Origin of the sequence: Streptomyces sp. NPDC026206 (genome assembly GCF_040638465.1) — a bacterium.
In the GTDB taxonomy this organism is placed as follows: domain Bacteria; phylum Actinomycetota; class Actinomycetes; order Streptomycetales; family Streptomycetaceae; genus Streptomyces.
The window spans coordinates 12,685-25,439 of sequence record NZ_JBEZYL010000027.1; the positions used below are offsets into that span (position 1 = coordinate 12,685).

Annotated in this window: 15 protein-coding genes; 8 read left to right on the plus strand and 7 right to left on the minus strand. The window is 69.5% G+C overall.

The annotated features are described in order from the left end of the window. Nucleotides 1–102 precede the first annotated feature (102 nt). Nucleotides 103–1,344: a protein kinase gene (locus AB0F13_RS26220; protein ID WP_362087125.1), complete on the plus strand. Its 1,242-nt coding sequence runs from the start codon at nt 103–105 to the stop codon at nt 1,342–1,344. 13 nt (nt 1,345–1,357) lie between these two features. Here AB0F13_RS26220 and AB0F13_RS26225 read toward each other — a convergent pair whose 3' ends face one another. From AB0F13_RS26225 to AB0F13_RS26235, 3 genes are all read right to left on the minus strand, one after another. Continuing rightward, nucleotides 1,358–1,567, minus strand: coding sequence for a DUF397 domain-containing protein (locus AB0F13_RS26225; RefSeq protein ID WP_362087128.1), 210 nt, complete (start codon nt 1,565–1,567; stop codon nt 1,358–1,360). 134 nt (nt 1,568–1,701) lie between these two features. Further along, entirely contained in the window at nt 1,702–2,331 is a 630-nt protein-coding gene (locus AB0F13_RS26230) for a hypothetical protein (RefSeq protein WP_362087131.1), read from the minus strand. Further along, nucleotides 2,328–2,669 carry a DUF6507 family protein gene (locus AB0F13_RS26235; protein WP_362087134.1) on the minus strand — a complete coding sequence of 114 codons (342 nt, stop codon included), beginning with the start codon at nt 2,667–2,669 and terminating at the stop codon, nt 2,328–2,330. Before AB0F13_RS26235 ends, AB0F13_RS26230 begins: the two co-directional genes overlap by 4 nt. Before the next feature lie 152 nt (nt 2,670–2,821). Here AB0F13_RS26235 and AB0F13_RS26240 point away from each other — a divergent pair, with 152 nt between their 5' ends. The 3 genes from AB0F13_RS26240 (at nt 2,822) to AB0F13_RS26250 (ending at nt 6,572) form a co-directional block, all read left to right on the plus strand. Continuing rightward, on the plus strand, nt 2,822–4,573 hold the full coding sequence (locus tag AB0F13_RS26240; protein ID WP_362087240.1) for a protein kinase: 1,752 nt from the start codon (nt 2,822–2,824) through the stop codon (nt 4,571–4,573). A 67-nt stretch (nt 4,574–4,640) separates the two neighbouring features. Next, nucleotides 4,641–5,651, plus strand: coding sequence for a bifunctional lytic transglycosylase/C40 family peptidase (locus tag AB0F13_RS26245; protein ID WP_362087137.1), 1,011 nt, complete (start codon nt 4,641–4,643; stop codon nt 5,649–5,651). A gap of 192 nt (nt 5,652–5,843) precedes the next feature. After that, nucleotides 5,844–6,572, plus strand: coding sequence for a phosphatase PAP2 family protein (locus AB0F13_RS26250; RefSeq protein ID WP_362087139.1), 729 nt, complete (start codon nt 5,844–5,846; stop codon nt 6,570–6,572). Between the two features lie 101 nt (nt 6,573–6,673). Here the strand turns inward: AB0F13_RS26250 and AB0F13_RS26255 are convergent, their stop codons facing one another. After that, nucleotides 6,674–6,889 carry a hypothetical protein gene (locus AB0F13_RS26255; RefSeq protein ID WP_362087142.1) on the minus strand — a complete coding sequence of 72 codons (216 nt, stop codon included), beginning with the start codon at nt 6,887–6,889 and terminating at the stop codon, nt 6,674–6,676. 89 nt (nt 6,890–6,978) lie between these two features. Here AB0F13_RS26255 and AB0F13_RS26260 point away from each other — a divergent pair, with 89 nt between their 5' ends. Continuing rightward, complete coding sequence (locus AB0F13_RS26260; RefSeq protein ID WP_362087145.1) at nt 6,979–8,016, plus strand: hypothetical protein; 1,038 nt, start codon at nt 6,979–6,981, stop codon at nt 8,014–8,016. Between the two features lie 112 nt (nt 8,017–8,128). Then, entirely contained in the window at nt 8,129–8,329 is a 201-nt protein-coding gene (locus AB0F13_RS26265; protein ID WP_362087148.1) for a hypothetical protein, read from the plus strand. Between the two features lie 87 nt (nt 8,330–8,416). Here AB0F13_RS26265 and AB0F13_RS26270 read toward each other — a convergent pair whose 3' ends face one another. Next, complete coding sequence (locus AB0F13_RS26270) at nt 8,417–8,794, minus strand: metal-sensitive transcriptional regulator (protein WP_362087151.1); 378 nt, start codon at nt 8,792–8,794, stop codon at nt 8,417–8,419. A gap of 265 nt (nt 8,795–9,059) precedes the next feature. Between AB0F13_RS26270 and AB0F13_RS26275 the strand changes: the two genes are divergently transcribed. After that, nucleotides 9,060–9,680, plus strand: coding sequence for a DUF47 family protein (locus AB0F13_RS26275; protein ID WP_362087153.1), 621 nt, complete (start codon nt 9,060–9,062; stop codon nt 9,678–9,680). Between the two features lie 6 nt (nt 9,681–9,686). Continuing rightward, the gene (locus AB0F13_RS26280) at nt 9,687–10,685 is read left to right on the plus strand and encodes an inorganic phosphate transporter (RefSeq protein ID WP_362087156.1); all 999 of its coding nucleotides are present in this window, start codon (nt 9,687–9,689) and stop codon (nt 10,683–10,685) included. Nucleotides 10,686–10,805: 120 nt separating this feature from the next. On the opposite strand, the gene pstB is transcribed toward AB0F13_RS26280, so the two are convergent. Further along, nucleotides 10,806–11,585 carry a phosphate ABC transporter ATP-binding protein PstB gene (pstB, locus tag AB0F13_RS26285; protein ID WP_362087159.1) on the minus strand — a complete coding sequence of 260 codons (780 nt, stop codon included), beginning with the start codon at nt 11,583–11,585 and terminating at the stop codon, nt 10,806–10,808. Nucleotides 11,586–11,650: 65 nt separating this feature from the next. Further along, nucleotides 11,651–12,727, minus strand: a complete 1,077-nt coding sequence (gene pstA / locus AB0F13_RS26290) for a phosphate ABC transporter permease PstA (RefSeq protein WP_362087162.1) — start codon at nt 12,725–12,727, stop codon at nt 11,651–11,653. Nucleotides 12,728–12,755: the final 28 nt, after the last annotated feature.

Genomic DNA, 12,755 nt, shown 5'->3' on the forward strand with positions numbered 1-12,755 from the left:
AATGTTCGGTGGGACAGGGGGGCGCGGAGATGTTCAAACGACAGTCTGTTCGGTGGGTACTCTTCCTGATCGGCGCATGGGTTCAGATCAAGGGTGGTACGGGTGCTGGTTGCCGGTCGTTACCGGTTGGGGGAGCCGCTCGGCCGTGGCGGAATGGGCGAAGTCTGGCAGGGCCACGACGAAGTGCTGGGCCGTCAGGTAGCCGTGAAGTTGCTGCTGGGCGACGACGGCGACGAGTCCGCGGCGATGCGGTTCCGGTTGGAGGCACAGACGGCGGCTCGTCTGAATCATCCTCAGGTTGTCGCGGTGTACGACTTCGGCGAGTGGGAGGGCCGCTTCTACCTGGTCATGGAGCTGGTCCAGGGGCCGAGTCTGGCCGCCGAGCTGTCGGCGCACGGCAGGCTCGCGGTCGCGCGCGTCGCCGAGCTGGCGGCACAGACGGGTTCGGGTCTGGCGGCCGCCCACCGGCAGGGGGTGGTGCACCGGGACGTGAAGCCCGGCAACCTCATGGTCGACGCGTCGACCGGGGCCCTGAAGATCGGCGACTTCGGCATCGCGCGCTTCGTCGACGAGACCTCGGCCGGGCTGACGCGAGCGGGCCAGATCGTCGGTACGAGCACCTATCTCGCTCCCGAACGGGCGCTCGGCAGGACGGCGGGTCCGGAGTCGGACGTGTACGCACTGGGATGCGTGCTGTACCAGCTGCTGGTCGGCCGCCCGCCCTTCTGGTCGGAAAGCCCGACCACGTTGCTTTACATGCATGTCGACACCCCGCCCGAGTCACCGCGCCTGCAGCGCGGCGAGGTGCCGTACGCCTTCGAGGCATGCCTGTTGCGCATGCTGTCCAAGCAGCCGGAGGAGCGGCCGTCGGCGCAGGAGGTGGCGGACTTCTTCGCGGGCACGTCCTGGCGGGACACTCCTCAGCCGCTGCCATCGCCTGTCAGGTCGGCGGCTTTGCCGCAGGCGCCGGTCGCGGCCCCGGTCGCCGTGCCCCCGCGCCCGCCGGTGATGCCTCCGCCGGCCGGGCAGCAGGCAAGGACGACCACTTACGCGGCGGTGCCCCCGCCGAACCGGAAGAGGAAGGTGCTGCTCGGGGCCGCCGCCGGGGTGGTGGCCTTTGTGGCGGCGGCCGTGTTCGGCGCCTCCCTGTTCGCGTCGGACAGCGGCACCGGCGGCTCACAGCCGGCCCCGGCAGCGAGCACCGCTCCCGATCCGAGTGCCGCCCCGGCGGAGGCAACGGTGCGGCCGAAGCCGGCTGCCCCGTCACCGAGCAAGTACAAGAAGCCGCAGAAAACGCAGAAGTCGCCGAAGCCGCAGAAGCGGGGGAAGGATGACGATGATTGACCGGGGCTGACGGTCAGCCCTCGACGCCCTCGACGAAATGGTCGAACTCCCCGGCCTTCACGCCGAGAACGAAGGCGTCCCACTTGGCGTCGGTGGTCACGACGACCTTGTCGGGGTTGATGTTCTCCCGGATGTAGACATTGCCGTCGTCCCCGAAGGCGATCTCCAGGTACTCGGTGAGCGTCTCGTCGTCGGTGGCCGGGATCCAGTTGAGCTCGGGCACGTGCCGCCCTCCTCGCGGGATGGGATGTTCGGATGAACGTCGGCGCTCACGATAGGGGACCGGCGGGCAGTGGTTCGAGCTGTCGAGAGGCCTCCCCGCGAAGAAGCCTTTTACGGCGCCGGTGGCCTCCTCGGCTACCCGTGCCAGGCCGCCTCCATTCCGTCGTATTCGCGGTCCTCGACCACGCCCCACGGCGTCTTGGTGACCTTCGCGGCGTCGCTCGGCCTGTAGCCGTACATCCCCTTCTTGTGGGTGCGGTCGTCCGTCGTGAGGCGGAGGCTCTTGTCGAACAGGCCGGTAATCTTGTTGAACGCGGCGGCTTCGGCCGCGTGGAACTTCTCCTGAGCCACCGCCACCGCTTGGATGAGGTGCTGGTTCCGGTCGACCTTGCCCTGGTCCTTGAGCCAGCCGTCGCCGTCGCCTATCTCCGTGCGGAACGCCGCAGCCTGCTCGCGGAGCCGGTTCAGCTCCTTCACGATCGGGCGGATCTCCGCCGCGTACTCGGACAGCGCGGACTTCACCTTCTCCAGACCATCCGCGAAGTGGTCCGCCCGGTCGCGCACCGGGAGGGTCGAATCGAGCAGCTGCCCGGCCTCGGGTGCGGCATAGCAGGACGACAGGCCCTGGAAGGTGGAGTGGGTGTCCGCGCCTGTGGTGCGGATGTCGGACGCGTCCTTCGCCAGGGCCGCTATGTCCTTCTCCAAGGCGCCGATGTCGCCCGTGAAATGGGGGATGAACATCGGGTCGATCGGGGAACTGCTCACTTCTTGTCCCCCTTTGCAACCCTCGCGAGCTCCTCCGGAGTGGGGGCCTGGCTGGCGGTTCGCTGCGTGTTCGCGGCCATTTCCAGGTCGCCCTGTTCGTACTCCGCCGTCGCGTCCAGCGCGCCCTGCAGCGATTTCTGCGCCCTTGCCGCGATGAAGACGAGCTCCGGGGTGGCGTGCTGGGTGTAGGCGGCCAGGGCCAGGCCCACCAAGCCCTGGTTCCCGTCGCACGGTCCCGCCAGGGCACCGGCGTGGCCGCCGGCGGACTTCGCGTGGACGCCGTACGACGTGGCTTCGTCACCGAGCTTGCCGACGACCTCTGCGGTCCGGCCGACCACCGCGCGTACAGCCGGCGGGCTTGATGTCCCATCGAGACATGGTGGTGCCTACCCCTCCCCAGGAACGTTTCTGTGCCGAAGTCGGACGCATGAGTGCATACACGTAACGTCTGGTGACACTCTGTCATGTGCAGAGCCGGAGGGTCGTGAGTATGCTACTCACGTTCCATGAGGTCGCATGGGCTGTGGCACAGTCTCCCCTCGTGGAAGCGCTACGACCGCAGGACCCCGCAAGCATCGGTTCGCACACCGTTCTCGCCCGGATCGGAGCCGGGGGGATGGGGCAGGTGTATCTGGGGAGGTCGCCCGGGGGGCGGCAGTTGGCGATCAAGGTCATCAGGGAGGACTTCGCCGAGTCTCCCGAGGCCCTGGCGCGGTTCCGTCGGGAAGTGGAGACCGTGCGGGCCGTGCGCAGTGCGTACACGGCGAATCTGATCGACGCCTCGCTCCAAGCGCCGCCGTACTGGCTCGCCACGGAGTACGTTCCCGGGCCGACCCTGGTCGAGGCGATACGTGCGCGGGGGCCGCTCCCGGCCGGAACCTGCCTGCGGTTGTTCGCCGCGCTCGCCGAGGCGCTGGCCCATGTGCACGGGTACGGGGTGCTGCACCGGGATTTGAAGCCGCACAACATCATTCTGTCGGCCGTCGGGCCCAAGCTCATCGACTTCGGCATCGCGCGCGGCGCCGGGCAGACCGCCCTCACCCAGCCCGGCACGGCGCCGGGAACGCCCGGTTACACGGCTCCCGAGATCATCACCCGGAACGACGTCAGCGCCGCGGCAGATGTGTTCGCGCTGGGCGCGACCCTTGCCGTCGCGGCGACCGGACGACCGCCCTACGGCGAGGGATCGTCGGAGTCGGTGACGTATCGGGTGGTGCACGGGGCAGTGGACGTGGCCGGGGTGGAGCCGGCGCTGGCGGGGTTGATCGAGGCCTGTGTGGCGGGCGAGCCGGGGAAGCGGCCCGCTCCTGCCGAGGTCATCATGCGGTGCGCCGTGACCTCGGCGCTCGTCGACGATCCGGTGTATCAGGCGCTGACCGGGGTGGGCGGCACCCCCGTCGTTCCGCCGGTACCTCAGCGGGCTCCCGCTCCCGGGTACGTACCGACGCTGATGCCCACTGCTCCGGCTCCGGACGGGGCTGCGGTGCCGGCCGGGCGTTCGCCCAGGAAGCTGTGGATGGGCGTCGGCGCCGCGTCCGTCGCGCTCGGCGTCGTCGCGGCGCTCGCCGTCCAGTCGCTCGGTGACGACTCCGGGGACGGCGGTGACAAGGCGCTCGCCAAAGGGGAGGCGAAGCCTTCCGTGTCCGCCTCGCCTCCGGGGTCCAGGGCTTCGTCCGGCGAGCCCGGCAAGGAACCCGCCTTCATCGAGGCGACCAACCCTGAGCGCGACTTCTGGACGCCCACGCAAGGATCCCCCGACGGCGGTGGGTCATGCAGCCTCCCGGCCGAGGAGCGCGCCGGACAGGGACAGCTGCAGGCATCTCTCGTGAACGTCCAAAACCCGGCCGGCAAGCAGATGAACGGCAAGGTGAAGATTTCGTTCCGCTTCAAGTACGCCGACCCCTCCCTCGGCAGGCCGTACTACGTCTCCGTGGCCGTCAAACCTCCGCATGAGATCGATGTGAAAACCGGCAAGCCGTTTGAGGGCCTGACCCAGGCAAACCTCAGTCTGGGGTATACCAGCAAGCCGGTGGACCTTCTCAAGAGCGGTACGCCCAGCTTCGGCGCACCGTACGTCGAGCTGACGTACCCCGACGATTTCCAGCAGTTCCTCCAGGGCAAGCCGTACGCGCCGGGCATCCCGGTCGGGAACGACCCCGGGAACTGGACGGTGCTCTTCCAGCACGTGAAGGGCCCGAAGGAGTACGCCAACATCGCCTGCTACGGCTTCGTTGCGAGGTAGGGGCAGGCCTCGCACGATATTCCGGAAACGCCAGTGCAACGGGTCCCCCATGGGGGAAGGTTGACGCGTGCGCAAGTTCTGGGTGGGCGTGGGTGTCGGCATTGCGATGTGCCTGAGTTTCGTCGGGCTGCTCGTCGTCGGGGTGTACGTGGCCGCCGGGAACATCACAGCCGCGGGCGGCAGGGGCACGGTCGGGCTGGCCAAGGGGGCCGTGCCCGATCAGTACCAGGCGCTCGTGGCGAAGTGGGGCGATCTCTGCCCCGCCCTCAACCCGGCGGTCCTCGCCGCCCAGCTCTACACCGAGAGCAACTGGGACCCGACGGCGAAGAGCCCCGCCGACGCGCACGGCATAGCGCAGTTCATCCCCCAGACGTGGTCGACGCAGGGAATAGACGGCAACGGCGACGGCAGGCGTGACGTATGGGACCCCGCCGACGCCATTCCGTCAGCCGCCTCCTACGACTGCCAGTTGGCCAAGGACGTCAAGGGCGTATCGGGCGATCTGACGGACAATATGCTCGCCGCGTACAACGCCGGCCCGTACCGGGTCATCAAGGCGGGCGGAGTGCCCTCTATCAGCGAGACCCAGGGCTACGTGAAGTCCATTCGCAGCCTGGAGAAGAGCTTCGCCCGGCCCGTCGGCAGGGTCGCGCCCTCGCAGGCGGCCGCCGCAGCCATCTACTTCGCGCAGGAGAAGCTCGGCACCCCGTACCTGTGGGGTGGTGACGGCGGGAAGGAGGACGAGGGGCGGTTCGACTGCTCGGGGCTGACCAAGGCGGCGTACGCCTCGGTCGGGATCGAGTTGCCGCGCGTGGCCAACGACCAGTGGAACGCCGGGGCGCACCCCGGGCGGGGCGAACTGTTGCCGGGGGACCTGGTCTTCTTCGCGCACGACCTGAAGGATCCGCGCACCATCCACCACGTGGGGCTGTACGTGGGGGGCGGGTACATGATCCATGCGCCGCGTACGGGGGCCGTGATCCGGTTCGAGAGGATCGACTCGCAACCGGACTACATCGGGGCGACCCGGGTGACGGAGGACGGCGCGAAGGCGCTCCCCAAGCCGAACAGGGCCTGAACGGTGGACCCTGGCCCGCGGGGATCGGTCACCCTTCGATAACGTCCTGGTGATCATTGGGTGGAGAGTGGAACGCCGGGCCGGAGCCGGGCGTTCCATGGAAGTGGCAAAGCAGCGCCGCAAGCTGCGGCGCACGGACCACGGGGGTCGGTAGCTGGACGTAGCGACGGGCGACAGATAGGGGCCGGGGCGATGGCTGGACTCGTGACGGGAGACTCCATGCCGGTGGCCGGGGGTGAGTCGAACCCCGACGTCAGCCTGCTCTACGAGATCAACGGCATCGCCAGGTCGGCGCCCAACTGGGCGGACCGGGCGATGGAGTTCATCGGCGAGTACGGGATCATCCTCGGGCTCGCGGTGCTCATGCTCTGCGCCTGGTGGAGCGTCCGCAGGAGCGCGGACGCCCCCGCCGGTGTTGCGGCGCTGCTGTGGGCCCCGATCGCGGCCGGGATCGCGTTGCTCATCAACATCCCCATCCGGGGGTTCGTCCGCCGGCCGCGGCCGTTCCTGGACCACCCCGGGCTGGACGTGCTGGTCAACGGGAAGAGGGACTTCTCGTTCGTCAGCGACCACGCGACGCTGACGATGGCACTCGCCGTAGGTTTGTTCGTAGCAAACCGGAAGTACGGGTTCATCGGTATCGGTCTGGCGCTGCTCGAAGGCTTCTGCCGCGTCTACATGGGAGTGCACTACCCGACGGATGTCGTCGGCGGCCTCGCCCTCGGGACGGCCGTGGCGCTGCTCCTGGCGCCCCTCGCCATGATGCTGCTCACCCCGCTCACGCAGATGATCGCGCTCTCCCGGGCGGGCCGGCTCGTACGCTCGGCCGACGCGCCCGTGCCCGTGGTGCCGGCCACCGGCGCCGACCCGGCGGTGGCCGGACAGCAGCCGTTCCATCACGACCGCGATCTCGCCGCCTAGCCGCACGCACGGCCGCGCCATCCGGGCGTGGCCGTGCAAACCGCGCTCAGCCGCGAAAGCCCACGCACCAGCCGGTCGCGGCCGACTGGTGCCGCGGCCGGTCAGTGCGGCGGTGACGACGCCTGTCCGGGGATCGGGAGCCCGTCGCCGCCCGCCGTCGCGGTCAGGTGGGTCTCGGCATCCTCGCGGGCCAGCGAGCGGGCCCGGCGCGCCGGGCCGTACCAGCCGCAGGTGCAGCGGGCCGTACAGAACGAGCCCCGCTCGTTCGTGCTGGTGGTGTGTTCGGCGCCGGGCGGCGCGAAGGCTGGTTCGGACACGGGACCACGCTACCCGGCCGTGACGGTGACCCCGGGGCGGTCGTTGAAGAGAACGGGTTCCACTAGCGTGCGGCAGGGGGCTTACGTTCATGGCGGTGCAAGGACACGGACGCAAAGGCGCGGTCGTCGCCGGCGCGGTGGCGGGCGGCCTTGCCCTCGGGCTGCTCGTGGTGTCCGGCTGCGCCGAGCAGCAGGCCGTCGAGGTCCCGGGCGGCGGTGCCGCGCACGCCCGCGGGAGCAGCCAGGTACGGCAGGTCCATGGGCCGGCCGGCCCGGCGGCCGCCGACCCCGCCCGGGCGCTCGCCGCCGTGCGGCACGTCCATGGCGCGCTGGCGCGGGCGGGCGGTGCGCAGGTCCGCACGTCCATGGAGACCGTCAGCGGCGGCACACGGCTGACCATCCGGGGGAAGGGCGTCTACGACTTCGCCCGGCCGGTCGGGCGGCTGACGGTGATGCTGCCCGAGGGCGCCGCCGGGACGGCCGGGCACCGGCCGATCACGGAGATCTTCGCGCCCGGCGCTCTGTACATGAAGAACCGTGGCGCGGGTGTCCCCGCCGACAAGTGGGTACGCCTCGACACGGGCGCGCTCGCGGACGGCGACCTCCTCACGAGTGGGGCCACCGATCCGCTGGCCGCCGCCGAATTGCTGGGCGGCGCGCGCGAGGTCGCGTACGCGGGGGACGAGCGGATCGGCGGGACCCGGGTGACGCACTACTGGGGGACGATCGACCTCTCCCGGGCGGCGCGGGCCGCGCCCCTGCGGGACCGGGCGGCGCTGGACGCGGCGGCGAAAGGGTTCTCCAGTGGGACGGTGGGCTTCGACGCGTACCTCGACGAGCGGGGCAGGCCACGCATGCTGCGCTACCGCTTCGGCGTCGCGGACCGGATCGCCGGGGCGCAGGGGACGCCGGCGGACAGCCGGCGGCCGGTGACGACGGCGGCGGGTGCGGCCGCGTCGATGCCCGCGGCCGATGCCGCCGCGGCCACGGCCGCTCCCTCGGCCCCGCCGTCACCCATGTCGGTGGTATCGACCGTGGAGCTGTTCTCCTTCGGATTCCGCCCGGTCGTCTCGTTGCCGGCGCCGGCTGAAATCTATGCGGGTACCGTCGCTTCGCCGCAGAAATAGCGCGGCAGGGCGTAGTTGGCCATGGAAATGGTCCTTCTGTGCCATGCGCGCAGTGTGTACCGATCACTACGCTGGAAAGCTGTGGACGAGCAGACCCGAGGAGGCGAATCACGTGGTTTCGCGACGCGGTTCGTCCGGTGGGCCGGACCCCGTGGCCCTCATCGAGATCGAGCTCTACGGCGATTTGATGATCGCGGCATCCAGTGCGGTGGAGGAGCGCCTCAGCTTCGACCGGATCGATGAGGTCCTGCGGGTGGTGCCGCGGCACGGGGCCGGGCCGGAGAGCCCGGGGGAGAGCCCGGGGCCTGAGTAGCCGGGTGCGGGCTGTGGCTGGTTTTCCTCCCCCGGCTACCCCTGGCAGGTGCCCCCGGCTCGGCGGAACGACTGCCCGACAAACGGGCTACGTCCGCAGCAGGCGCGCGATCGCCGCGCCGGCCTCCTCGACCTTCGCGTCGATCTCCGCGCCGCCCTTGAGCGCCGCGTCCGCCACGCAGTGGCGCAGGTGCTCCTGGAGCAGCTGGAGGGCGAAGGACTGCAAGCCTTTCGTGCTCGCCGACACCTGGGTGAGTATGTCGATGCAGTAGACGTCTTCTTCGACCATGCGCTGCAGACCGCGGATCTGCCCCTCGATCCGCCGCAGCCGCTTGAGGTGCTGGTCCTTCTGATGGCTGTATCCGTGCGGGCCCGGATGGCCGGACTGTCCCCCCTGAACGGCGGTGTCGCCGTGGCAGGGCGCCGGGTCAGTGGTGCTGGTCACGGTGGCTTCCGTGGGCGTCATGGCGTCCTCCGTCGTCCTGCCGGCGCCTCGGCGCTGGTCATCAGCCGTGGCAGGGGTGTCGCCGCGGGTAGTGGCCGGGTGCCGGCTGTCCGCCATTCGTATACCCCTGCCGGGTATATGGTACAGAAATTTACTGTCGGAGGCCCGTACCGGCTTCATGAGCACTGTGCCCGATGGGCGACACTGAGGGAATGCCAGTTAGCTGTGGCCGGATGATGCGCCTAGCATCAACGAGACCGAATCCGCTGCACCCCGAGGATCCCACGTGCGCTTTCGTCTGACCCCCAGGGAGACGAGCTTCTACGACATGTTCGCCGCCTCCGCGGACAACATCGTCACGGGCTCCAAGCTCCTGATGGAACTGCTCGGAGCGGAGACCTCCGCCCGTGCCGAGATCGCCGAGCGGATGCGAGCAGCGGAACACGCCGGGGACGACGCGACGCACGCGATCTTCCACCAGCTGAACTCCTCTTTCATCACGCCGTTCGACCGCGAGGACATCTACAACCTCGCCTCCTCGCTCGACGACATCATGGATTTCATGGAGGAGGCAGTCGACCTGGTCGTCCTCTACCAGGTCGAGGAATTGCCGAAGGGCGTCGAGCAGCAGATCGAGGTCCTGGCGCGGGCCGCTGAGCTGACCGCCGAGGCGATGCCGAATCTGCGGACCATGACGAACCTCACCGAGTACTGGATCGAGGTGAACCGGCTGGAGAACCAGGCCGACCAGATTCACCGCAAGCTCCTGGCTCAGCTCTTCAACGGCAAGTACGACGCCATCGAGGTTCTCAAGCTCAAGCAGATCGTGGACGTGCTGGAGGAGGCCGCCGACGCTTTCGAGCACGTCGCGAACACGGTCGAGACCATCGCGGTCAAGGAGTCCTGACCCCCGGTGGATACGTTTGCGCTTGTCGTGACCATCGGGGTCGCGCTCGGATTCACCTATACGAACGGCTTTCACGACTCCGCGAATGCCATCGCCACCTCCGTCTCCACGCGGGCACTGACCCCGCGCGCGGCCCTGGCGATGGCGGCGGTCATGAACCTGGCCGGTGCCTTCCTGGGCAGCGGCGTCGCCAAGACCGTCAGCAAGGGCCTGATCGAGACGCCGGTGGGCGACAAGGGGATGGGCATCCTCTTCGCGGCCCTGATCGGTGCGATCGCCTGGAACCTGATCACCTGGTACTACGGCCTGCCCTCGTCCTCCTCGCACGCCCTGTTCGGCGGCATGGTGGGCGCGGCGCTCGCGGGCGGCACGACCGTCATCTGGTCGGGCGTCGTCGAGAAGGTCGTCATCCCGATGTTCCTCTCGCCGTTCGTCGGCCTGATCATCGGCTATCTGGTGATGGTCGCGATCATGTGGATGTTCCGCCGGTCCAACCCGCACAAGGCCAAGCGCGGTTTCCGTATCGCCCAGACGGTCTCGGCCGCCGGCATGGCGCTCGGCCACGGTCTGCAGGACGCCCAGAAGACGATGGGCATCGTGGTGATGGCCCTGGTCATCGGTGATGTGCAGGGCAAGGACGCGGCGATCCCGCTGTGGGTCAAGCTCGCCTGTGCGATCACGCTCTCGCTCGGTACCTACGCGGGTGGCTGGCGGATCATGCGGACGCTGGGGCGCCGCATCATCGAGCTGGACCCCCCGCAGGGCTTCGCCGCCGAGACGACGGCCGCCTCCGTGATGTACACGGCCTCGTTCATGTTCCACGCGCCGATCTCGACGACGCACGTCATCACCTCCGCGATCATGGGCGTGGGCTCCACGAAGGGCTCGCGTGCGGTCCGGTGGGGTGTCGCGAAGAACATCGTGATGGGCTGGTTCATCACCATGCCGGCCGCGGCGATCGTCGCCGCGTTCAGCTTCTGGATCGTGAACCTCGCCTTCGGGTGACCTCCTGGCATCTCATCCGTTGAACGGATCGGGCCCGCCCCCTGGTACGAACAGGGGGCGGGCCCTTTGCCTTGCGGCGGCACCGCCAAGCAGCGTCGCAAGGCTGCCGGTGGCGGGCTGCTATCCGAAGCGGCCCGAGATGTAGTCCTCCGTGGCCTGGACCGAGGGGTTGGAGAAGATGCGCTCCGTGTCGTCGATCTCGACCAGCTTGCCCGGCCGGCCGACGCCCGCCAGGTTGAAGAAGGCGGTGCGGTCGGAGACGCGGGCCGCCTGCTGCATGTTGTGGGTCACGATGACGATCGTGAACTGTTCCTTCAGCTCGCCGATCAGGTCCTCGATGGCGAGCGTGGAGATCGGGTCGAGGGCCGAGCAGGGCTCGTCCATCAGCAGGACCTGGGGTTCGACCGCGATGGCCCGGGCGATGCACAGGCGCTGCTGCTGACCGCCGGAGAGGCCCGCGCCCGGCTTGTTCAGGCGGTCCTTGACCTCCTTCCAGAGGTTGGCGCCCTTGAGGGACTTCTCGACGATCGTGTCCAGGTCCGCCTTGCGCATCCGGCCGCCGTTGAGGCGGACGCCGGCGGCGACGTTCTCGTAGATGGACATCGTGGGGAAGGGGTTCGGCCGCTGGAAGACCATGCCGACCGTGCGGCGCACGGAGACGGGGTCGACGCCGGCGCCGTAGAGGTTCTCGGCGTCCAGCAGCACCTTGCCCTCGACGCGGCCGCCGGGGGTGACCTCGTGCATGCGGTTGAGGGTGCGCAGGAAGGTGGACTTGCCGCAGCCGGACGGGCCGATGAAGGCGGTCACGGAGCGGGGCTCCACGGTCATCGAGATGTCCTCGATGGCCTTGTGGTTGCCGTAGTAGGCGGTGAGGCCGCTGACGTCGATTCGCTTGGCCATGGGGATCACTACTTCTTTCGGGGAGACAACCGCGTCAGCGGCCGGCCGCGCGGCGGAGCCGCACATCAGTGCTTCGGGGCCTTCCAGCGGGCTATCCCGCGGGCCACCAGGTTCAGGATCATGACGAAGGCGATGAGGACCAGGGCCGCGGCCCAGGCGCGGTCGTAGCTGGCGTCGTTGCCGGCCGCCCACTGCTCGTAGATGTAGTACGGCAGGGAGGACTGGGCGCCCTCGAAGGGGTTGTTGTTGATCAGCTGGGAGCCGAAGACCAGCAGGACGACCGGGGCGGACTCGCCGGCGATGCGGGCGACCGCGAGCATCACACCGGTGGCGATGCCGCCGATGGCGGTCGGCAGGACGACCTTGAGGATCGTGCGCCACTTGGGCACGCCCAGCGCCAGGGAGGCCTCGCGCAGCTCGTTGGGCACGAGCTTGAGCATCTCCTCCGTGGAGCGGACGACCACCGGCATCATCAGGATCGCCAGGGCCATCGAGCCGGCGAAGCCCGAGTAGCCGTTGTCCAGCATCAGGATCCAGAAGCTGAGGACGAACAGACCCGCGACGATCGACGGGATGCCCGTCATGACGTCGACGAAGAAGGTGACGGCCTTGGCGAGGCGGCCGCGCCCGTACTCGACCAGGTAGATCGCCGTCAGCAGGCCGATGGGGGCCGCGATGGCGGTGGCGATGCCGACCTGCTCCAGCGTGCCGATGACGGCGTGGTAGACGCCGCCGCCGGGCTGGACGGACAGGACGCCGCCCATGGAGTGGCCGAGGAAGCCGCCGTCGAGGACCTTGCCGCCGCGCGAGACCGTCTCCTGGATCAGGGAGACCAGCGGGACGACGGCCAGCAGGAAGCAGACCCACACCAGGCTGGTGGCGAGGCGGTCCTTGGCCTGCCTGCGGCCCTCGACGCGGGCCGCGAGCGCGTACATCCCGGCGACGAAGACGATCGCCGCGATCAGACCCCACTGGATGCGGCTGCTCAGCCCGGCGCCGATGCCGGTGCCGGCGCCGACGGCGGCCGCGGCGGCCGCGAGGGCGGGCGCGGTCCAGCGCGGCAGGCTGGGCCGGCGCAGGCTGTACGAGGGCCGGGGGGCGCGGTCGGCGACGGCCGGCTTGTCCATGGTCATGGGGCTCATGCCGCGCTCCTTCGGTTCGCTTCCGCGT